Origin of the sequence: Marinobacterium aestuarii (assembly GCF_001651805.1) — a bacterium.
Taxonomy (GTDB): domain Bacteria; phylum Pseudomonadota; class Gammaproteobacteria; order Pseudomonadales; family Balneatricaceae; genus Marinobacterium_A; species Marinobacterium_A aestuarii.
In genome coordinates this window covers 3106479-3126339 of the sequence record NZ_CP015839.1, presented here as the reverse complement: position 1 = coordinate 3126339, position 19861 = coordinate 3106479, and the positions used below count along the sequence as shown (strand labels likewise).

Sequence of the window (19861 nt, the reverse complement as noted above, 5' to 3'; positions counted from 1 at the left end):
CGATCTATAAAGTTGCTGCTTGGACGTCAGGGCTTGAGCATCACAAAACCCGCAAACAGCACCCAGGACAGCACCAGCAGTATCCAGGGCAGCAGCGCGGGGCGCCCGGGGGATTCGGTCTCTTGCGGTTGTTCCTCGGCGTCTGCTGTCTGGCCCTGGGCCTTTACCTGCTTGACCCGCTTGTTCAGTTCCCGCGATTTGGCCTTGTGCTGCTTCTTGTACTCATCGATACCGCGCTGAATGCCCTTGGCGATCAGCCTCGTCTGTTCTTTGGTCTGCCCCGGTTGCTGGGTGGCGCGGGCAATCTTCTGGGCTTCGTCCTGGGTTTCGGGGGAGGGCGCCTTCTGTTTGGAATATCTGACCATCGGTGATCTCTGTGTTTTCGGTGCGGTTCCGTTTATTCAGTGGCCTACGGTGACTGTGAACCCCGGCGGGGTCAATGATGAAATGCTATTCCGGGCCGCTGATCCGGATTGAGCTAGTCTGCGTAAAGGCCATCGTCAAAAAGTAATAAATTGCAGCCGAGCAGGGATAGGGCAATGCAGGCACCGGCACAGGTCGGAGCCTTGTCAGAAAAACACAGGAGATGTTGTCGTATGCGCAGTTTTTTACCGGAAGTAACCGCACTTTTGTTTAGCTCCTCACTGCTGGCGGGGGAATGCAGCACTGTGCTCGACTATGATCTGCGTCTGTTGGCGGGCGAGAGCGAACTGAATCTGTGTGAAGCCTACCCCGACAAAGTGCTGCTGGTGGTGAATACCGCCAGCAAGTGCGCCTTTACCGGCCAGTATGAGGGCCTTGAGGCGCTCTATGACGAATACCGTGAGCGGGGGCTGGTGGTGCTGGGGTTCCCATCCAATGATTTTGGTGCTCAGGAGCCGGGCTCCGAGCAGGAGATACAGAACTTCTGCCGCTCGACCTACAGCGTGGGCTTTCCGATGTTTGCCAAAACCTCGGTGCGGGGCGAGACGGCCGCGCCCTTCTGGAAAAACCTCGCCACTGTGAGCGGTACCGTACCCAAATGGAATTTTCATAAATACCTGATCGATCGCAACGGCGACTTTGTGGCGGAATTCTCCAGCCTCACCCAGCCGCAAAGCGTGCGCCTGCGTGAACAGATAGAAGCGCTGCTGCAGGATTGAAGGCTTAAGGCTTAAGCCTTAAGCCTTAAGCCTGCAGCGCAGACCTGGTCGTGTTGCTCAAACCAAAAAAAGGAGCCACGAGGGCTCCAAAGTGGGTCTCAGGCTGCAAAGTGCCAGAGATTTTCACGCCAGGCCCCGCCGAGGCGGGACCTTTCCGGGGTCTTACTTCATCGTCGGCATCGAGAACTCGGCGCCGGCGCGCAGGCCTGTGGGCCAGCGTGCAGTGATGGTTTTCATCTTGGTGTAGAAGCGCACACCGTCCGGGCCGTGCATGTGCAGCGGGCCAAACAGGGAGCGCTTCCAGCCGCCAAAGCTGTGGAAGGCCATGGGTACCGGGATGGGGACGTTGACACCGACCATGCCCACCTGGATTTCCTCACAGAACTGACGGGCGCTGTCGCCATCGCGGGTAAAGATGGCGGTGCCGTTGCCGTACTCGTGATCATTGATCAGCTTAACTGCGTCGCTATAAGTGTCGACGCGTACCACGGACAGCACGGGTCCGAAGATCTCTTCGTCATAGATGCGCATGCCGGGGCGGACCTTGTCGAACAGGGTCGGGCCTACGAAGTAACCGTTCTCATGGCCTTCGGCGACAAATTCGCGCCCATCGATCACCAGGGTGGCACCGTCTTCAACGCCCGAGTCAATGTAACCCTTGACCTTGGCGGCGTGCTCTTTGGTGATCAGTGGGCCCATATGGGCTTCTTCCGGCAGGCCGACACCGGGGCCTACGCGCATGGTGGCGATTTCTTCGCCCAGGCGATGAATCAGGTTATCCGCGACTTCATCACCCACGCATACCGCTACCGAGATGGCCATGCAGCGCTCGCCGGCAGAACCGTAGGCGGCGCCCATGAGGGAGTGAACCACCTGCTCGGGATCGGCGTCCGGCATTATTACCATATGGTTCTTGGCACCGCCCAGTGCCTGTACGCGCTTGCCGTGTTCGCTGGCGGTCTGGTAGATGTATTCGGCGATGGGGGTGGAGCCCACAAAGCTGACGGCGCCTACGCGCGGGTCAGTCAGCAGTACATCAACGGCTTCCTTGTCGCCGTTAACGATGTTGAATACACCCTTGGGCAGACCCGCTTCAGCCAGCAGTTCTGCCAGGCGGTAGGTAGTGCTGGGGTCCTTCTCGGACGGCTTCATCACGAAGGTGTTGCCGCAGGCGATGGCGACCGGGAACATCCACATGGGCACCATGGCGGGGAAGTTGAACGGGCTTATGCCCGCGCAAACGCCCACCGGCTGCATCTTGGAGTAGCTGTCCACGCCACGGCCGACGTTCAGGCTGTGCTCGCCCTTGAGCAGGTGCGGAATACCGCAGGCAAATTCCACCACTTCCAGACCGCGGGTCAGCTCGCCCTTGGCATCGGAGAACACCTTGCCGTGCTCGGCGGTGATCATGGCGGCAATTTCGTCGGCGTGTTCTTCGATCAGTGCCTTGAACTTGAACATGACGCGGGCGCGGTTCAGCGGAGATACCTTGCTCCAGCCCTGCAGCGCCTCTTCCGCCGAGGCGATGGCGGCGCGGGTTTCGTCGGCACTGGAAAGCGCGACCTGCATGCTTGGCTCGCCGGTGGCCGGGTTATAGACGGTCGCGGTGCGGCCGCTCTGGCTGGCGACATGTTCGCAGTTGATGTAGTTGCCCAGAGTTTTCATGTTGTTTCCTTTTAATCGTGTCAGTGAGTGCCCGCAGGCGCGTATTAGCTGCGGATTTCGAGTCCGGCGTTGTCACAAAAGCGCTGCAGGTGATTGCGGCCCAGGGTCGCGTAGGTCAGCGGGTGCGCCACGCTCGGGTCCTGTTCGGCCTCAACCACCAGCCAGCCTTCGTAGCCGCTGGCCTTGAGGGCCTTGAACAGGGTTTCGTAGTCAATAAAGCCATCGCCCGGCACGGTGAAAACACCGTTGAGCATGGCGCTGAGGAAGCTCAGGTCACGGTTTTTGGCATCGCGCATGATCTCGGGACGGATATCCTTGCAATGCACATGGCAGATACGGGCCGCGTGGCGCTGCTGTACGGCCAGCGGGTCACCGCCGGCGTAGGTCAGGTGGCCGGTGTCGAGCAGCAAGCCCAGAGCATCGGAGGTGCCGGCCATCAGGCGGTCGACTTCGGCTTCGGTTTCGATCACGGTGCCCATATGGTGGTGGTACGCCAGGCGTACGCCCTGGGCGAGGCAGTATTCGGCCACGGTATCCAGGCGTTCAAGGAACAAGGTCCACTGGGCATCGTTCATCACCGGGCGCTGGGTGACCGGGGTTTCGATCTGGCCGTGCACGCAGCCGGTGACTTCGCAGAACACCATGACCTTGGCGCCGAGGGACTTGAGCAGTGTCAGGTGACCCTGCAGCGCAGCGATTTCATCTTCGGCGCTGCGGTTCAGCAGTTCGCTGCTGTACCAGCCGGAGACCAGGCTCAGACCGTGGCTGTCCAGAATTGGGCCCAGGGCTTCGGGGGTGCGGGGGAATTTCTGGCCCAGCTCAAAGCCTGCGTAACCGGCCTGTTTGCCTTCGGTGAGGCAGGTGTCCAGCGAAGTGTCGGCGCCCAGCGCCGGCATGTCATCGTTGGTCCAGGTCAGCGGGTTGATACCAATGCGTACACTCATTCTGTTCTCCAAAATCGCAGCAATTAGATTGTTTGTTATCGAGTGCTATATGTTCTGCAACTGACGGGCCTTGAAGGCCTCGTAGCGCCGGCGCGCTTCCATTACCTGTTCGCGCGGCGATACCTCGGGCACAGCGACATCCCACCAGGAACCGCCTTCCTCGACGGCATTGACGACATCGGTATCCAGGGTGATCAGGTAGCTGATCGGCGAGGCCTTGGCGCGCTCAAGGGCCGCTTCCAGTTCCTGAATATTGCCGACCTTTTCAGCCTTGGCACCGAGTGCCCGGGCGTGGGCGGCGAAATCGGTTTTGGGTGCGCCACCTTCAACGCTGAGGCAGTCTTGCAGCATATTGTTAAAGCCGGGGCCGCCACAGAACTGCTGCAGACGGTGGATACAGCCAAAGCCGCGGTTATCCAGCACCACCATGACGATCTTGTGGCCCAGCATCACCGAGGTGGCGATTTCGGAGTTGAGCATCAGGTAGGAGCCATCCCCCACCATGACGAAGATCTCGGAATCGGGCTTGGCCATCTTGGCGCCCAGACCTCCCGCCAGCTCGTACCCCATGCAGGAATAGCCGTATTCCATGTGGTAGCCGCGATCAAAGCGGGTACGCCACAGCTTTTGCAGCTCGCCCGGCAGGCCGCCGGCGGCGCAGACTACTATGTCCTTTTCGCCGGCGGCGCGGTTTACCGCACCCACCACTTCGGCATCGGTGGGCAGGTTGGTGCCTCTATCCGTGGTGGCCACGTCCACTGAGTGATTCCACTGCAGGCGAAGCGCGGCCGCTTTCTCGATCCAGTTACCTTCTGGCTGCCAGCCATTCAGGCCCGCTTCCAGCAGGGGCAGCGCCAGTTTGGCATCGCCGACCAGCGGCAGCGCCCTGTGTTTGATGGCATCAAAGGAGGCGACGTTAAGGCACAGCAGTTTGGCGTTCGGGTTGATCAGGGCGCGCGAACCCGTGGCGAAATCGCCCAGGCGGGTACCCACGGCAATGATCAGGTCGGCTTCGGCCGCCAGTGCATTGGTGGAGGCAGCACCTGTGACACCCACGGTGCCCATATTACGTTCATGGTCCCAGGGCAGGGCGCCCTTGCCGGCCTGGGTTTCCCCCACCGGAAGGTTGAAGCGGGTGACCAGTGCATCCAGTTCTGCCAGGGCGCCCGAGTAGTGCACGCCGCCGCCTGCGATCAGCAGCGGCTTTTTGGCCTGGCGAATCAGGGCGATGGCGTCTTCCAGTTCCCGTGTATCCGGCGCCTGACGGCGCAGCTGGTGCAGTTTCTCGTCAAAGAAATGCTCCGGATAGTCATAGGCCATGGTCTGCACGTCCTGCGGCAGCGCCAGGGTCACAGGCCCGCATTCGATCGGATCTGTCAGCACACGCATGGCCTGGGGCAGGGAGGTCAGCAGCTGCTCAGGGCGGGTGATGCGATCGAAAAAGCGGCTCACCGGCTTGAAACAGTCGTTGGACGTCAGCGTATGGTCGTGAAAGTTCTCGACCTGCTGCAGTACCGGGTCAGGCAGACGGGTGGCGAAGGTATCTCCCGGCAGGAAGAGCACCGGCAGGCGGTTGACGTGGGCCACGGCGGCGGCGGTTACCATATTGACGGCACCGGGGCCTGCGGAGGCGGTGCAGGCCATCATCTGCCGGCGGTTCAGCGTCTTGGCATAGGCGATGGCGGCGTGGGCCATGCCTTGCTCGTTGTGGGCGCGGTAGGTGGGCAGCTGATCCTGCACCTGGTAGAGCGCTTCGCCAAGGCCCGCCACATTGCCGTGGCCGAAGATGGCCCAGCAACCGGCGAACATGGGCTTGAGTTCACCGTCGATCAGCACTTTCTGTGCCGTCAGATAGCGAATGACGGCCTGCGCCATGGTGAGTCTGATTGTTTTCATGGGTTCTTTCTCCGCCTTAATTGGCTGTGCGCTCGCGCCAGTACTGAATCAGTTGCAGGTAGTTGTTGCTGACGCCCTTGATCAGGCCTTCATCATCGATTTCGCCGGCCAGCCACTGGCGGCTTTCCTTCGCCCAGAGGGTGCGGCCAATGGTGAAGCCCTTGCAGATATCAAAGCCTGCAGTGTTATTAAAACCCTGGCGGATCTCGTCGATCGGTGCATCCAGACCCAGCAGTACCACGCCACGGCAATGGGGCGCACGGGTTTTGATCAGGTCGCTGATCTGTGCCCAGGCGCTGCGACTCGGCGAGGGCAGCTTCCACCAGTCCGGGCGGATACCCAGGTTGTAGAAACGGGCGATGGAGCGTGCCAGGGTGCTGTCATCCTGGGGCATGTCCCTGGGCGGAATCAGTTCCAGCAGCAGTTCGTGGCCGGAGGCGCAGCAGGCCTTGTACAGCTCCATGGCCTGGCGTTCCTGGGCCAGACGGGTCTCGATGGCGTGATCCGGATGGTAGAAAATCAGGCACTTCACCACGTGTTCACGGGGCCATTCGTGCAGGCGTGAGCCAATGGAGCGACCGCCTTCGAGTTCGATCGGGAGGGACGAGGGCAGCTCCACCGGGCGACCGATCCACCAGCCCTGGCCGGTGACATCGTTGAGGGCATCCTGGCCGTAAGTATCGTCGATCAGTACGCCGACATTACCATTAAGGCCTGCGGTGTCAGCGCCGCGACGGGCTGCCTGCACCAGCAAACGCTTGAGGGATTTGATGCGCGCAGGGTCCGTACCTACAGCCTTGGCCATATCGAACAGCTGCTTGCGGTGATCAAACGCCAGGCCGCAAATTTCGCTCCAGTCGCCATTGCTGCGGGTCGTCACGCGGTGCAGGTAGTTGAGCTCCGTATCCTGATCCGGGCGCGGGATTTCATGGGCGTGCTGCAGGTAGTAGTCCAGTTCCTCGCCACTGGGGATGGCCGGTGCGCAGCCGTGGCGTGATACGACCAGAGCGCCACAGGCATTGGCGTAGGCGCAGCAACGCTCGGGGCTTTCATCACGCAGGTAACCGCGCAGGTAGCCCGACATAAAGGCATCGCCAGCACCCAGCACATTGAGTACAGCGACCCGTACGCCGGTGAAGACATCGAAGCTGTCCATGCTGTCGGGGATAGCGCCTTCCAGTACGGTGCAGCCCAGGGCGCCGAGCTTGAGCACGATGGTGGCATCGCTCAGCTCGCGGATTTTCTTCAGCGCGCTGATGGTGTCGGTGCTGCCACCGGCGATATGCACTTCTTCCTCGGTACCCACGATCAGGTTGCAGTAGGGCAGCACGGTTTGCAGGTGGGCGCTGACGCTGTCATCGGAGACGAAGCGGTTTTCGCCTTCTCCTATACCGGTGAGGCCCCAGAGCACCGGGCGGTAATCGATATCCAGAATGACGCGGGTACCGGCGGCACGGGCGTGTTCCATGGCCATCTTGCTGGCGGCGTAGGTCTGCTCGGTGGAAAAGTGGGTGCCGGTAATCAGCAGGGCACGGCTGGAGGCAATGAACTCGGGCGAGAAGTCATCCTGGCTTATCGCCATGTCGGCGCAATCACGACGGTAAAAGATCAGCGGGAAGGTTTCCTGATCCTTGATACCCAGAATCACCAGGCCGGTATGACGTTCGGGGTCTGTCTTTACATGGCTGACATCAACACCGGCGCGGGCCAGCTCTTCGCGTACAAAGCGCCCCATATGTTCATCGCCCACCCGCGTCAGCATGGCGGATTTGAGACCCAGGCGTGCAGTACCAAAGGCGATGTTGGCCGATGAGCCGCCCAGGTATTTGGCAAAGCCGGACATGTCTTCCAGACGGCTGCCAATCTGTTCGCCGTACAGATCCACGGCGGCTCTGCCAAGGCAGATGACATCCAGTGGCCGGTCTGCGCTGCTGGCGCTGAAATTGCTCATAGGGTGATGCTCCTGGGCCGTGCGTCCCACGGCGGCTGTGCTTATTGTCGTAATTTGAAACCAAGTATTCCAAATCTGTTGCCGGCAGCTCGCTATTCAGTATGACCGACTATAGGGCTCTAGTGGCGGTCATGGGCAAGCTGTGCGGTACTCCCACGGGCTCTGTGAGCTTTCAGTAGTGAGTGTCTGGATCGAGAATAGAATAAAAATTCTATAACAGCAACAGAATGGAAAATATTTTTTATTTTGGCCTGTAAAATGACGTCAGCGGCACAGCGCCGAGGGCGCGTGGTCGGCCAGGCAGCGGTATCTGGCTATATAAGGGGAGCCTGTGGGTGTAAACGAGCGTACAGTGGAGCCTGATATGGAATAAATATTCTGTAAATATTGAAATAGGAACATAAATTCCTTATGGTTTGGTTATCGCACGGGCCTGAACACCGCGACCATCGGGGTGAAAAGGGCAACGCTACTTCATTTTTGGAAAATTTATTCCAATTCAGTGGCGCGGGGGTTATAAGAAACCCTGAACACTGGAGGGACGCCAAACCATGAATGCAGTACCCCAAACACTGGCCGATCTGAAGTCAGCCATCGCCGATCAGCACTCGGTGCTGAGCAAGCGCCTGCGTCAGGTGGCGCAGTACGTGATGGACAACCCCAACGCCATTGCCTTTGGTACTGTTGCGGTGATTGCCAAGGATGCCAGTGTGCATCCCTCGACTCTGGTGCGCTTTGCCAACGCTTTTGGCTATAGCGGCTTTAGCGAAATGCAGCGTCTGTTCCAGCAAAAGCTGATTCAGGAATCCCCCAGCTATACCGAGCGCATCCGCATCGCGCGTGAAGAGCTGGGGGATGACAGCCGTGATACGCCGCTGCAGTTGCTGTCGCAGTTTGCCGGCGCCAGCGCGGTGGCGCTGGATCAGCTGTGCGAGAGCATCAGTGAGGAAGATCTGGAGCGGGCGGTGGATATTCTGGCCGCCGCTGAAGCTACCCATGTGGTGGGGGTGCGCCGGGCCTTCGTGGTGGCGACCTATTTCGCCTATGCATTACGCCATATCGACCGTCGCGCCTACCTGATTGACGGCGTGGGGGGCATGTATGCCGAACAGGGCGGCGCCATTGGCAAGCGCGATGCGATCATCGCCACCAGTTTCCACCCCTATGCACCGGAAACCCAGGACGTCGCCAAGGCTGCGGTCGAGCGCGGTGTGCCGCTGATTTTGATTACCGACAGCCAACTCAGCCCGCTGGCGGCGCTGGCCTCGGTCTGCTTTGTGGTGCGCGATGCCGAGGTGCACGGCTTTCGTGCCCTGGGCTCAACCCTGTGTCTGGCCCAGGCACTGTCTATCAGCCTGGCCTACCGGGTCGACAAGCAGACGGTGGCCGGCTAAATGCCGGGCGGGGCTGCTGGGTACCCACTGAACTCATAACCCTAAAGAAGGTGAAATTCATGTCCAAGCTCCTGTCCCGTCCGACAACGCCCGATGACCAGGGCTGTATCCAGCGCATTAGTCCCGCCTCCGCCGGCTGGGACTATGTCGGATTTGAGGTTTACCAGTTGCAGCCGGGCCAGGTGCTGGAGCAGGCCACCGGCGATCAGGAAGTCTGCCTGGTGCTGGTCAGTGGTCTAGCGGATGTCGCCACCGAGCAGGAAAGCTGGACGGGGCTTGGCGAGCGCATGAGCGTATTCGAACAGAAGGCGCCCTACAGCGTGTATGTGCCGCCCTCGGATCGTTTTCGCGTTACGGCCACGACAGTACTGGAGCTGGCGGTGTGCAAGGCTCCCGCCAGGGGTGAGTTTGGCGCCCGTCTGATTACCCCGGCCGATACCCGCTACGAAATGCGGGGCGAGGGTACCAACCAGCGCCATGTGTGCAATATTCTGTTCGGCAATATGGCCGCAGAACACCTGCTGGTGTGTGAAGTCTTCACCCCGGGCGGCAACTGGTCGAGCTATCCGCCGCACAAGCATGATCGCGACGCGGCACCGGCGGAAACCCGGCTGGAGGAAACCTACTATCACCGCATCAATCCGCCCCAGGGCTTTGCCTTTCAGCGCGTCTATACCGATGATCGCAGTCTGGATGAAACCATGGCGGTGGAAGACCGCAACGTGGTGATGGTGCCTGAGGGTTATCATCCGGTGGGTGCGGCCCATGGCTACGATCTCTATTACCTCAATGTAATGGCCGGCCCTGAGCGCACCTGGATCTTCCACAATGATCCCGATCACGAATGGATGATAAAGAAGGACTGATCGGACGCGTTGTTTGGTTAGTCAATGCGGCCCGCCGGTTGTGGCTCTGTCCACCCGCCTGGCCGCTATTTCCCCCTTTATCCTTGCCCCTTGCCCCTTGCCCCTTGCCCCTTTCTCCTTTGCCCTCGCACCTTTCCCCTTTTATCTTCGCCCCTGATCTATAGTTATTCGACGAATCAATCCTGACCTGCGCCTGTGGCGCGCAGTCGTCATCTCTTTGGAATTATTCAGCGGAGGCTATCTATGCGCGCACTACTGGGAGCTGTCAGTCTGAGCCTGGCATCCATGATGGTTATGGCCGACGGCAAGCCGGTGACCTATACGGTCAATGGTCAGGCTTATGAGGGTTACTATGTGAGCCCGTCGCCGGACGCACCCCTGGTGCTGTTGATTCATGACTGGGATGGTCTGACCGACTACGAGATCAAACGCGCCGAAATGCTGTCCGATATGGGCTACGGCGTCTTTGCCGCCGACCTGTTTGGCGCCGGCGTGCGCCCGACGGAACTGGAGGACAAGCGCCAGCATACCGGTGAGCTCTACAAGGACAGGGAGAAAATGCGCGCGCTGATGAATGGCGCCCTCGATGCTGCCCGCGCCCAGGGCGCCCAGACCGATAACGTGGTGGCGGCCGGCTACTGCTTTGGGGGCGCTGCTGTGCTGGAGCTGGCCCGCTCGGGCGCACCCATGGCGGGGTTTGCAACCTTCCACGGCGGGCTCGGTACGCCGGAGGGGCAAAACTACAGCGCCGCCACGGGCAAGCTGCTGATCATGCACGGCTCTGCCGATGCGGCCATCAGCCTGAATGATTTTGCAGCCCTTGGGGTCGAGCTGGAAAGCGCCGGTGTGGCCCACGAGATGATCACTTACAGTGGCGCGCCCCATGCCTTTACGGTGTTTGGCGCCGACAGTTATCGCGAAGAGGCGGACAAGCAATCCTGGAAGCGCTTTGCTGCCTTCCTGGATGAACAGTTGGGCTATTAGGCGTTACAGGCGAGGTAAAGGGAGCACTAAGCCGGGAGGGTCAAGGCGCGGCAGGCCGGGGGGCCGGGGGGCCTGTTCCATCCGTTAATCGTTTTTGAGCGGCCTAAGCATGCCAGCCGGTCGGGCCTGCTGTCGGGGGGCGTGCCAGCTTGGTCTTGCCGTCAGTTAACCGTCTTTGAGCTACGAAAGCACTCCAGCCGGTCAAGGGTGTTTTTTTGGGGGGGCTGTGCCGGCTTGGTTTTGCTGTCAGTTAATCGTCTTTGAACTTCGAAAGCATTCCAGCAGGTCAAGGGTGTTTTTGGGGACTGTGCCGGCTTGGTCTTGCTGTCAGTTAATCGTCTTTGAACTTCGAAAGCATTCCAGCAGGTCAAGGATCGCGGGGTCTGTACCTGTGTCATCGCGCCAGCACATACCCACGAATCCCTCCACCGTATCGATCTTTATATCCAGCGGCACCACCAGACCGCGGCCGGTAAAATGCCGCGCCACCCGTTCGGAGCCTATCGCCAGCATGTCGCTGTACTGCAGCAGCCAGAGGTTACCCACCTGGGACGAGGACTCGACCCGGTAGGGCGGTGGCTTGAGGCCTGCGCGGGTGAGTGCGACTTCCAGCTTGCTGCGGATCGGTGTGCCCTGGGGCCAGACAATCCAGTCATAGGCATAGACATCATCCCAGCCCAGATTCCTGCGCCGGGCCAGGGGGTGGTCGGGGCGGGCCATGATGCGCAGAGGCTCGTCGTAGAGCCGCTCACTGTTCAGGGTCGGCTGCGGCTGGTAGTTGTCCAGCCGGCCCACCACCAGATCCAGTTTGCCCAATTTCAGCTTTTCCAGCAGGTCGTTCATGGTGCTTTCCTGCAGCTCCATGCGCGCCTTGGGGTAGCGTTCCAGGAATTTCATAATGGCCGCCGGCACAAAACTCGGCGCCGAGGCCGGCGAGGTGCCCACGGCAAAGGTGCGTGAACTGCCTTCAATGAGGGCTTCGAGATTGTGCTGGGCGCGGGACATTTCCGTCACCATGCGTCTGGCATGGCTGATTAGCAGTAATCCCATCGGGGTGGCGGTGAGCCCCCGCGCATGTCGCTCGAACAGCTGGCCGCCGACATCCTCCTCCAGATCCTTGAGCCATTTTGACAGCCCGGGCTGGGTGCTGTGGGCGGCTCTTGCTGCATCACTCAGGCTACCGGTTTCGTGCAGCGTGATCAGCAGCTGCAGGTGACTGAGCTTTAGCCGGCGGGTCCAGTCCATTTAGATATACCTCTAATAGTATGGATGTATCGGAACATATCATTATTAGGCATGAGCTGTCTGGGGAATAATGTTTTCACACCGGGTCATCACGACGCCATTGCACACCGCAGGCCGGTGGGCGGGGCAGTCTGAGGTCAGACACCGTCACTGCCTGCGGGTTGAAAACAAGAGGTTGGTTCGATGCAGCTATACAGTTTTTTCAACAGTTCAACGTCCTACAGAGTGCGCATCGCACTGGCACTGAAGGACCTTCACTACACTTATCATGGCGTCAATATTCGCGTGGGCGAGCAGTGTTTCGCTGACTACGCCGCGCTGAATCCGTCCAAAGGTGTGCCCTTGCTGGTGGACGATGATGGCACCGCGCTGAGCCAGTCCATGGCCATCATGCAGTATTTGGATGACCAGTATCCGCAGGCCGGGCTGATCCCCGAAGAGCCGCAGCTCAAGGCCCGGGTGCTGGAAGTCGCCAACGCCATCGCCTGCGATATGCATCCGGTAAATAACCTGCGGGTACTGGGATACCTGAAAAGCGAACTGGGTATCACCGATGCCCAGAAAGATGCCTGGTATGCCCACTGGGCGCGTGAAGGCTTCAATGCACTGGAAACCCTGCTCGGGCGCCACGGCGGCGCACCCTATTGTTTTGGCCAGGCGCCGACCCTCGCCGATGTATGCCTGGTACCCCAGGTGGCTAACGTGCTGCGTATGGGCCTGGACATGGCTGCCTACCCCCGGGTGATGGCGGTATACGAACATTGCCAGGGCCAGAGCGCTTTCCAGCAGGCGGCTCCGAGTGCGCAGCCTGATTTTCAGGGCTGATAGCCGTTGCAGTCATGTGTTAAACGAATTTACGGAGTCTTTATGAATAACAACAAGCCACAGCAGAAAGTTATCGTCGTTGGTGGAGGCATCGGAGGTCTGGCTGCGGCCCTGGCACTGACCCGTCAGGGCATCAGTGTTCAGTTGCTGGAACAGGCCGATAAAATCGGTGAAATCGGTGCGGGCATTCAGCTGGGTCCCAATGCCTATGCGGCACTTGATGCTCTGGGTGTGGGCGAGGCGGCCCGCAGCCGTTCGGTGTTTACCGATCATCTGATCATGATGGATGCCATTGATGCCTCCGAAGTGGGCCGTGTCGATGTAGGCGCGCCCTTCCGGGCGCGTTTTGGCAACCCGTACGGCGTTATTCACCGCGCCGATATTCATCTGTCGATTCTGGAAGCGGTGGAGAAAAATCCGCTGATCAGTTTTCACACCTCCACCAAGATCGAGAGCATGGAGATCAAGGGCGACGGCGTGGTTGTGATCGATACCAGGGGTAACCGCTTTGAAGGCGACGCCTTGCTGGGGTGCGACGGCGTCAAGTCCGTGGTGCGTGAGCAGCTGGTGGGCGATGAGGCCAAGGTGACCGGCCATGTGGTGTATCGCGCCGTGGTGGACGTTGAAAACATGCCGGAAGATCTGCGTGTGAATGCGCCCATGTTGTGGGCCGGCCCGCGCTGCCACCTGGTGCATTACCCGCTGCGCGGCGGCCAGCAGTACAACCTGGTGGTGACCTTCCACAGTAACGAACAGGAAGAATGGGGTGTGCGCGAAGGCAGCAAGGAAGAAGTGCTGTCCTACTTCGAGGGTATCCATGCCCGCCCGCACCAGATGCTCGACAAACCGAGGTCCTGGACGCGCTGGGCCACCGCTGACCGTGATCCGGTGGACAGCTGGGGCCAGGGTCGCGCCACCATTCTGGGCGATGCCGCCCACCCCATGACCCAGTATCTGGCACAGGGCGCCTGCATGGCGCTGGAAGATGCGGTCACCCTGGGTGAAGCGCTGCGCGTCTGCGACAACGACATTGAACAGGCGTTTCGCAAATACGAAAGCATCCGTATTCCCCGTACTGCCCGGGTGCTCTGGTCCGCCCGTGAAATGGGCCGGCTCTATCACGCCAAGGGCGTTGAGCGTCTGGTGCGTAACCAGCTGTGGGCGGGTCGCTCCCAGGAGCGCTTCTACGATTCAGTCGAGTGGCTGTACAGCTGGAACGTCGCCAACTGTCTGAAACAGCCGGGCGAGCAGTAAACGCGTCTAATCATTACGAGGATCAATCGATGCAAGCTCTTGGAACTTTGGAAGATCTGCCGCAAAGCTATCGTGATGAACTGAGTGCGCTGAATCTGGTGCCGCTTTGGCCCAACATGCGCGCCGTTCTGCCGCCCCATGTACCGAGCCGCAAAACCCGGACGCTGTGCTGGGACTACGCCAGCGTGCGTCCGCTGCTGCTGCAGGCCGGTGAACTGACGCCGATGGAAAAGGCCGAGCGCCGTGTGCTGGTGCTGGCCAATCCGGGCCACGGCCTGACCAACATGCAGGCCACGCCCAGTATCTATATGGGTATCCAGCTGATACTGCCGGGTGAGTCGGCACCGAATCATCGCCACACCCCCAACGCAGTGCGCATTATTATCGAAGGCGAGGGCGCCTCGACTACGGTGAACGGTGAAGTCTGCCGGATGGAGCGGGGCGACCTGATCCTGACGCCCTCGGGCAAATGGCATGAACACCAGCACGAGGGCGATGGCCCCATCATGTGGCTGGACGTGCTGGATCTGCCTCTGATATACCAGCTCGAAGGCTCCTGGGCTATCGAGGGCACACCGCAGCAGGATAACCGCGGGCAGGACAAATCCTTTGCCGAGTACAGCGCCGCAGGTGTCGTGCCCCATATCAACTTTGAGCGTGCCGAGCAGGACTCGCCGCAGCTGCGCTATCCCTGGGACAAGACCCGTGCCTGCCTGGTGGAAATGGCCGCGCATTACCCGGACCGCCTGCTGCGTATCAGCTACGTGAATCCCGAGACCGGCGCCAGCCTGTTCCCAAGCATTGGCTTTGGGGCCCTGATGCTGCGCCCCGGCGAGACTGCCCGCCTGCCCAAACGCACCACCGCCTGCGTATTTCATGCGGTGGAAGGCGAGGGCAGCCTCAGCGTTGACGGTGGCGATGCGCTCAACTGGGTGGAAAAAGACACCCTGTCGGCGCCCGGTTACACCGATATCACCCTGAGCAACCGCTCCGCCGACAAGCCGGCGTTCATGATCACGGCCGATGAAGGCCCGCTGCATCATTACCTCGGTATTTATTGAATAGCACTATCCATTGATGACCCCTTTCAGGAGAAACCCCCATGTCTGAACAACTGTTATTCCCGCCCAAAAAACAGCCCCTGGCCACAGTCGCGGGTACCGATGCACTCTTTCCGGTACACCGCATCTTCTGCGTGGGCCGCAACTACCACGCCCATGCCGCTGAAATGGGCGTGAGTGTCGACAAGACGCAGCAGGAGCCTTTCTACTTCACCAAGCACCCCAGCAGCCTGCTGCCCTCTGGCAGTGAAATCGCTTACCCGCCGCAGACCGACAACTACCATTTTGAAATGGAACTGGTGGTAGCGATTGGCAAGGAAGGCTTTGAAGTCAGCGAAGCGGATGCCAACGACATCATCTTCGGCTACGCCAGCGGTCTGGACATGACCCGCCGTGACCTGCAGCTCAAGGCGCGTAGCACCAACCGGCCCTGGGACCTGGGCAAGGACTTTGAAGAGTCCGCCATCATGACTGCCATAGTGCCCAAGGAGGTCACCGGCATTATCGAATCCGGCACGATCGAGCTGGCGGTGAATGGCGAGGTGAAGCAGCAGTCCGACGTCGACAAACTGATCTGGAACGTGCCCGAAATCATCGCCCACCTGTCGAAGTTCTATCATCTGCAGCCGGGTGACCTGATTTTCACCGGCACGCCCGATGGCGTTGGCGCTGTAGTGGCTGGCGACAAGATCACCGGTTCCGTGGCAAAGGTCGGTGAAATCGAGCTGACCATCAAGCAGTAAATCGGGCGCTGATTTAACGCCACCCCCTGAAGTCTCTTTACACCTAATGGCGCCCATCGTCTGGGCGGCCAACGGGCAGGGTTTGCCTGCGCCGGTACCTTGCCGGCGCAGGCATGCAATAACTATAAAAGTGGAGTTCATCCCCATGATTAATTTCAACAAGCTTGTCAGCTGTATTGCTATCCCTGCGGTTGCCACTGCAGCTCTGACCCTGAGCATGTCGGCCAGCGCCGAGCGCATGCGCCTGGGGCATGTGACGCCGCCAAGCCATATCTGGCATAAGGTGGCCGAACGCTTTAGTGACAACCTTAAAGCCGACACCGGCGGCAAGGACTCCCTGATGATTTTCCCGCTGTCGAAACTTGGCGGCGATGATCAGATGATTGACCTGCTGCAAAGTGGCGGCATGCAGCTGGCTATTCTTACGGCGGGCAGTCTGTCCAATCGCGCCGATGAATTCAATGCCTGGTTCCTGCCCTATGCCTTCGAGGATGTGGCCGATACCGCCAGGGCCACCCAGACACCCGCGGCACAGCAGATGCTGGCGGATCTGAAACAGCACAAGCTGGTGGGTCTGGGCTATACCCTGGCCGGCATGCGCCATGTTATTTCATCCAAGCCGATTGCCAGCGCGGATGATTTTGCCAACAAGAAGGTACGCGCCTTTCCCAACAAACTGTTCAACGACTGGTGGAGTCAACTCGGTGCCGCACCGACGGCGCTCGCCATCAGCGATGTGTCGCCGGCTCTGAGCACCAATTTGCTCGATGCCGTGGATGTGGATCTGGATATAGTCGTCGGCCTGAAGATGTACCAGCAGGCGCCCTACCTGAACCTGACCAACCTTATGGCCTTCCCGGGCGTGGTGGTGGCATCCGAAGTCTGGTGGAACACGCTGGGTGAGGAAAAACAGGCGCAGGTACTCAAGGCATTCCATGAAGCCGAAGCCTGGGGATTTGAAGAGCAGGCTAAAGCCGAGGTTGCCAATCTGGCGCGCCTGAAAGAAGAAGGCGTGACCGTTACCGAGATAGACCGGGCACAGCTGCAGGCGGTTGCCGATAGCATCGTCGAGAGTTACACCGCCGGTAACCCCGCGATCAAAAGCTTTTATGAGCAAACCCGGTAACACTTAAGCAGGGCAGGGCAAGCCTCTGCCAAGCGAGGTTTTTATGTCTGGTTTAATAACAACACTGGATCGGCTGGTCGGGAAAATCGAATACACGCTCTTGATCGGCCTGACCGCCAGCCTGACGATGATTCTTGCAGCCCAGGTGGTACTGCGTTACTTCTTCAACAGCCCGCTGTTCTGGGCCGAGGAAGTGGCGGTGCAAATCCTGATTTCGGCCACCTTTATTGGCGTCAGCTACCTGCTGCACACACATCAGCTGGTCCGGGTGGACCTGCTGCTGGTCGCCCTCAGAGGCGCCGCCGCAGTCTGGGTGGGGCGCCTGCTGAATCTGGTGGTACTGGCAACCCTGCTGGTGCTCTGCTATTACGCCACGGACTGGATTCTGCGCCCTGAAATCAAGGCGGATGTCTCGCCCACTACCGGCCTGCCGCGCTGGTACAACTATGGTGTGCTGGTGGGGTCTTTCTACTGCATGTGCTGGCATCAGCTGATTCAGCTGCTGTGTCCGCCTGCCAAGCCCGTATTCGTAGAGGAGGCTACGGCATGATGACGTCCGCTGTATTTTTTATCAGCTTGCTGGCCGGCCTGCCGATCTTTATCACCCTGCTGCTGGGTACCCTGGTGTTCCTGCTGCAGGCCGATCTTGCGGTACTCATGACCTCGCTGCCGATCCAGCTCTATGGCTCGCTGAACCAGAACGGCCTGTTGGCCATTCCCCTGTTCATGCTGGTGGGCGAGCTGATGAACCGGGGCGGTCTGACCACCCGGCTGATGAACGCTGCCGATGTGTTTGTCGGTGGATTTCGCGGCGGCCTGGCGTACGTCAATCTGCTGACCAATGCCATGGCAGCCTCCATCCTGGGGTCGGCCACGGCGCAGATCGCCGTGATGAGCCGGCTGATGATTCCGGCCATGGTGGAGAAGGGCTATAACAAGGAGTTTTCCGCCGCCGTGACCATGGCCGGTGGTCTGCTGGGGCCCATTATTCCGCCCTCCATGCTGATGATCATTTACGGCGTGGTGGCTTACCAGCCCATTGCGGCGCTCTTTATCGCCGGCATCCTGCCGGGGCTGCTGATCGTGGCGGGGTTTGCCCTGGTGATCTTTATCACCGGCCTAGTGTCTGGCTTGCCCAGCGGTGAGCGTCATGCCGATAGCAGTGTGCGCACGGATCTGCTGGCCGGTCTGCTGCCGGCGACCATACCGCTGGTGGTCATCGTCTGCATCATTGCCGGCGTTATGACTCCGACCGAAGCCGGTGCCGTGGCCTCCATCATGGCGTTTGTGATCGGTGCCGGTGTCTACAAGGCGATTCATATCAAGGACCTGGGCGCCATGTTCGCCTCGGTGGCGCTGAATACCGCCACCATCACCGGGCTGATTGCCACCGCCTCGGTGTTCGGCTGGGCGCTGTCGTTTGAAGCCGTGCCGGACATGCTGGTGGAATGGATCAGCGGCATTACCAGCTCGCCGATTATCTTCCTGATGCTGGTCTATGTGCTGGTGATCCTGCTGGGCATGTTCCTGGAGAGCATCAGCGTCATGATCGTGATCGTGCCCATTATCCTGCCGGCGGCGCTGTCCTTTGGTATAGATCCGATCCACTTCGGCGTCATGATCAGCCTGGCGACCCTGGTGGGGCTGGTGACACCGCCGGTCGGGCCTGGCCTCTATATCGCCATGACCGCGGCCAACCTGCCGATGGGGGCGCTGTTCCGCGCCATGCTGCCTTTCCTGCTGTCGATGTTTATCTGCATGCTGATCATCGCGCTGGTGCCGGGGATTTCCCTCTGGCTGCCGAGCCTGATGGGCTGAGCCTTCACTTTCATATCCTTCCAGCCCCGCCGGCAGTCATTGCCTGCGGGGCTTTTTTGTCTTGCGACGGGCTATTCCGATGCCCGGCACTGCGGCCGAATTCTTAGCTGCTAAGCTTTTCAATCCTGGCTGCGGCGGCTGTTTCACGCCGCAGCGCCCAGATAAAAGCAGCCTGACAAAGGCATCGATAATGGCAAGGGAGATTGATATGAGCATCAAGATCGTGACCATCTGTGGCAGCGTGCGACCCGGCAACTACACCGCCATGGCGCTGGAACTGGCCATCGACGAGCTGAAGAAAACGCCCGGGGTCGAGGTAACGCCGATTCGGCTTGAATCCCTGGACCTGCCACTGCCGGGCCTGGAGGCGAAAAATCCCGCCGCCATCGAGCAATTTCAGCAAACGGTAGCCTCCGCCACCGGTGTACTGCTGGCATCTCCTGAATACCATGGCGGCATCAGCAGCCCGATGAAGCTGGCGATCGACAATCTCGGCTTCCCCAGCGTACTCGGTGACAAGCCGGTGTCCATCCTGGGTGTGGCGGCCGGTGTAATCGGCGCCATCAAGTCCACCGAGCAGCTGCGCGCCATCTGCGCCCATGTCGGTGCCATGCCACTGCCGCTGGCGGTCTCCATTGCCAGGGTTCAGCAGGTATTCGATGCCGAAGGGCATTGTCTGGATGCGGCCACCGAGAAATACATTCGGCGCTCAGCCAGCAACCTGATTGATTACATCAATCATGCGGTTTGCCCGAAGATCAGTCTGGAGGCGATCTTGCGGGAGAGGGAGGCGGGGTAAGAGGGCGTTGGGTTGGTCAGGCGGGGATTTCGTGGTGATATGCCCTCGAGCCCCGTAGGAGAAGCCGCGCCTCGCGGCGAAGCTCTGAAAGTGGAGGCCGTGCTCGGCATCGGGTGGCGTACTCACAAATCACGAATCACGAATTACC

18 protein-coding genes are annotated in these 19861 nt (G+C 60.0%); 12 read left to right on the top strand and 6 right to left on the bottom strand.

The window, feature by feature from the left end:
- Positions 1-26: 26 nt before the first annotated feature.
- On the bottom strand, positions 27-365 hold the full coding sequence (locus A8C75_RS13695) for a DUF2956 domain-containing protein (RefSeq protein ID WP_067383360.1): 339 nt from the start codon (positions 363-365) through the stop codon (positions 27-29).
- Between the two features lie 231 nt (positions 366-596).
- On the opposite strand from A8C75_RS13695, the gene A8C75_RS13690 reads away from it, so the two are divergent.
- Positions 597-1142: a glutathione peroxidase gene (locus tag A8C75_RS13690; protein ID WP_067383357.1), complete on the top strand. Its 546-nt coding sequence runs from the start codon at positions 597-599 to the stop codon at positions 1140-1142.
- Between the two features lie 162 nt (positions 1143-1304).
- On the opposite strand, the gene A8C75_RS13685 is transcribed toward A8C75_RS13690, so the two are convergent.
- The 4 genes from A8C75_RS13685 to A8C75_RS13670 are packed head-to-tail and all read right to left on the bottom strand — an operon-like array spanning position 1305 to position 7598.
- Positions 1305-2807: a CoA-acylating methylmalonate-semialdehyde dehydrogenase gene (locus A8C75_RS13685; protein WP_067383354.1), complete on the bottom strand. Its 1503-nt coding sequence runs from the start codon at positions 2805-2807 to the stop codon at positions 1305-1307.
- Between the two features lie 44 nt (positions 2808-2851).
- Positions 2852-3751, bottom strand: a complete 900-nt coding sequence (gene iolE / locus A8C75_RS13680; RefSeq protein ID WP_067383350.1) for a myo-inosose-2 dehydratase — start codon at positions 3749-3751, stop codon at positions 2852-2854.
- Between the two features lie 45 nt (positions 3752-3796).
- Positions 3797-5647, bottom strand: a complete 1851-nt coding sequence (iolD, locus tag A8C75_RS13675) for a 3D-(3,5/4)-trihydroxycyclohexane-1,2-dione acylhydrolase (decyclizing) (protein ID WP_067383347.1) — start codon at positions 5645-5647, stop codon at positions 3797-3799.
- 16 nt (positions 5648-5663) lie between these two features.
- Positions 5664-7598: a bifunctional 5-dehydro-2-deoxygluconokinase/5-dehydro-2-deoxyphosphogluconate aldolase gene (locus tag A8C75_RS13670; protein WP_067383343.1), complete on the bottom strand. Its 1935-nt coding sequence runs from the start codon at positions 7596-7598 to the stop codon at positions 5664-5666.
- Positions 7599-8149: 551 nt separating this feature from the next.
- On the opposite strand from A8C75_RS13670, the gene A8C75_RS13665 reads away from it, so the two are divergent.
- The 3 genes from A8C75_RS13665 to A8C75_RS13655 all read left to right on the top strand — a co-directional run bounded on the left by A8C75_RS13665 (position 8150) and on the right by A8C75_RS13655 (position 10842).
- A complete protein-coding gene (locus A8C75_RS13665) occupies positions 8150-8992 on the top strand; it encodes a MurR/RpiR family transcriptional regulator (RefSeq protein ID WP_067383339.1) in 843 nt (280 codons plus the stop codon).
- A 59-nt stretch (positions 8993-9051) separates the two neighbouring features.
- On the top strand, positions 9052-9858 hold the full coding sequence (gene iolB / locus A8C75_RS13660; RefSeq protein WP_067383336.1) for a 5-deoxy-glucuronate isomerase: 807 nt from the start codon (positions 9052-9054) through the stop codon (positions 9856-9858).
- A gap of 243 nt (positions 9859-10101) precedes the next feature.
- Positions 10102-10842, top strand: coding sequence for a dienelactone hydrolase family protein (locus tag A8C75_RS13655; RefSeq protein ID WP_067383333.1), 741 nt, complete (start codon positions 10102-10104; stop codon positions 10840-10842).
- Positions 10843-11169: 327 nt separating this feature from the next.
- Here A8C75_RS13655 and A8C75_RS13650 read toward each other — a convergent pair whose 3' ends face one another.
- The gene (locus A8C75_RS13650; protein ID WP_067383330.1) at positions 11170-12087 is read right to left on the bottom strand and encodes a LysR family transcriptional regulator; all 918 of its coding nucleotides are present in this window, start codon (positions 12085-12087) and stop codon (positions 11170-11172) included.
- 183 nt (positions 12088-12270) lie between these two features.
- Here A8C75_RS13650 and maiA point away from each other — a divergent pair, with 183 nt between their 5' ends.
- The 8 genes from maiA (at position 12271) to A8C75_RS13610 (ending at position 19713) form a co-directional block, all read left to right on the top strand.
- Complete coding sequence (gene maiA, locus A8C75_RS13645) at positions 12271-12912, top strand: maleylacetoacetate isomerase (protein ID WP_067383328.1); 642 nt, start codon at positions 12271-12273, stop codon at positions 12910-12912.
- Positions 12913-12954: 42 nt separating this feature from the next.
- Positions 12955-14166: a 3-hydroxybenzoate 6-monooxygenase gene (locus tag A8C75_RS13640; protein WP_067383326.1), complete on the top strand. Its 1212-nt coding sequence runs from the start codon at positions 12955-12957 to the stop codon at positions 14164-14166.
- A gap of 29 nt (positions 14167-14195) precedes the next feature.
- Positions 14196-15227, top strand: a complete 1032-nt coding sequence (locus A8C75_RS13635) for a cupin domain-containing protein (RefSeq protein WP_067383323.1) — start codon at positions 14196-14198, stop codon at positions 15225-15227.
- Positions 15228-15268: 41 nt separating this feature from the next.
- A complete protein-coding gene (locus tag A8C75_RS13630; protein WP_067383320.1) occupies positions 15269-15970 on the top strand; it encodes a fumarylacetoacetate hydrolase family protein in 702 nt (233 codons plus the stop codon).
- A 145-nt stretch (positions 15971-16115) separates the two neighbouring features.
- The gene (locus A8C75_RS13625) at positions 16116-17096 is read left to right on the top strand and encodes a TRAP transporter substrate-binding protein (protein ID WP_067383317.1); all 981 of its coding nucleotides are present in this window, start codon (positions 16116-16118) and stop codon (positions 17094-17096) included.
- A gap of 43 nt (positions 17097-17139) precedes the next feature.
- A complete protein-coding gene (locus tag A8C75_RS13620; RefSeq protein WP_067383314.1) occupies positions 17140-17646 on the top strand; it encodes a TRAP transporter small permease in 507 nt (168 codons plus the stop codon).
- The gene (locus A8C75_RS13615; protein WP_067383311.1) at positions 17643-18914 is read left to right on the top strand and encodes a TRAP transporter large permease; all 1272 of its coding nucleotides are present in this window, start codon (positions 17643-17645) and stop codon (positions 18912-18914) included. The genes A8C75_RS13620 and A8C75_RS13615 overlap by 4 nt, the downstream gene beginning before the upstream one ends.
- 208 nt (positions 18915-19122) lie before the next feature.
- Entirely contained in the window at positions 19123-19713 is a 591-nt protein-coding gene (locus tag A8C75_RS13610) for an NADPH-dependent FMN reductase (protein ID WP_067387321.1), read from the top strand.
- The last annotated feature ends 148 nt before the right edge of the window (positions 19714-19861 follow it).

What these genes read in the sequence shown, in the direction of transcription:
- A8C75_RS13650 (WP_067383330.1), bottom strand. Translation starts at nt 12,087, where the DNA reads ATGGACTGGACCCGCCGGCTAAAGCTCAGTCACCTGCAGCTGCTGATC.
- iolE (WP_067383350.1), bottom strand. Translation starts at nt 3,751, where the DNA reads ATGAGTGTACGCATTGGTATCAACCCGCTGACCTGGACCAACGATGAC.
- iolB (WP_067383336.1), top strand. Translation starts at nt 9,052, where the DNA reads ATGTCCAAGCTCCTGTCCCGTCCGACAACGCCCGATGACCAGGGCTGT.
- A8C75_RS13635 (WP_067383323.1), top strand. Translation starts at nt 14,196, where the DNA reads ATGCAAGCTCTTGGAACTTTGGAAGATCTGCCGCAAAGCTATCGTGAT.
- maiA (WP_067383328.1), top strand. Translation starts at nt 12,271, where the DNA reads ATGCAGCTATACAGTTTTTTCAACAGTTCAACGTCCTACAGAGTGCGC.
- A8C75_RS13630 (WP_067383320.1), top strand. Translation starts at nt 15,269, where the DNA reads ATGTCTGAACAACTGTTATTCCCGCCCAAAAAACAGCCCCTGGCCACA.
- A8C75_RS13615 (WP_067383311.1), top strand. Translation starts at nt 17,643, where the DNA reads ATGATGACGTCCGCTGTATTTTTTATCAGCTTGCTGGCCGGCCTGCCG.
- iolD (WP_067383347.1), bottom strand. Translation starts at nt 5,647, where the DNA reads ATGAAAACAATCAGACTCACCATGGCGCAGGCCGTCATTCGCTATCTG.
- A8C75_RS13685 (WP_067383354.1), bottom strand. Translation starts at nt 2,807, where the DNA reads ATGAAAACTCTGGGCAACTACATCAACTGCGAACATGTCGCCAGCCAG.
- A8C75_RS13640 (WP_067383326.1), top strand. Translation starts at nt 12,955, where the DNA reads ATGAATAACAACAAGCCACAGCAGAAAGTTATCGTCGTTGGTGGAGGC.
- A8C75_RS13625 (WP_067383317.1), top strand. Translation starts at nt 16,116, where the DNA reads ATGATTAATTTCAACAAGCTTGTCAGCTGTATTGCTATCCCTGCGGTT.
- A8C75_RS13670 (WP_067383343.1), bottom strand. Translation starts at nt 7,598, where the DNA reads ATGAGCAATTTCAGCGCCAGCAGCGCAGACCGGCCACTGGATGTCATC.
- A8C75_RS13610 (WP_067387321.1), top strand. Translation starts at nt 19,123, where the DNA reads ATGAGCATCAAGATCGTGACCATCTGTGGCAGCGTGCGACCCGGCAAC.
- A8C75_RS13690 (WP_067383357.1), top strand. Translation starts at nt 597, where the DNA reads ATGCGCAGTTTTTTACCGGAAGTAACCGCACTTTTGTTTAGCTCCTCA.
- A8C75_RS13665 (WP_067383339.1), top strand. Translation starts at nt 8,150, where the DNA reads ATGAATGCAGTACCCCAAACACTGGCCGATCTGAAGTCAGCCATCGCC.
- A8C75_RS13695 (WP_067383360.1), bottom strand. Translation starts at nt 365, where the DNA reads ATGGTCAGATATTCCAAACAGAAGGCGCCCTCCCCCGAAACCCAGGAC.
- A8C75_RS13620 (WP_067383314.1), top strand. Translation starts at nt 17,140, where the DNA reads ATGTCTGGTTTAATAACAACACTGGATCGGCTGGTCGGGAAAATCGAA.
- A8C75_RS13655 (WP_067383333.1), top strand. Translation starts at nt 10,102, where the DNA reads ATGCGCGCACTACTGGGAGCTGTCAGTCTGAGCCTGGCATCCATGATG.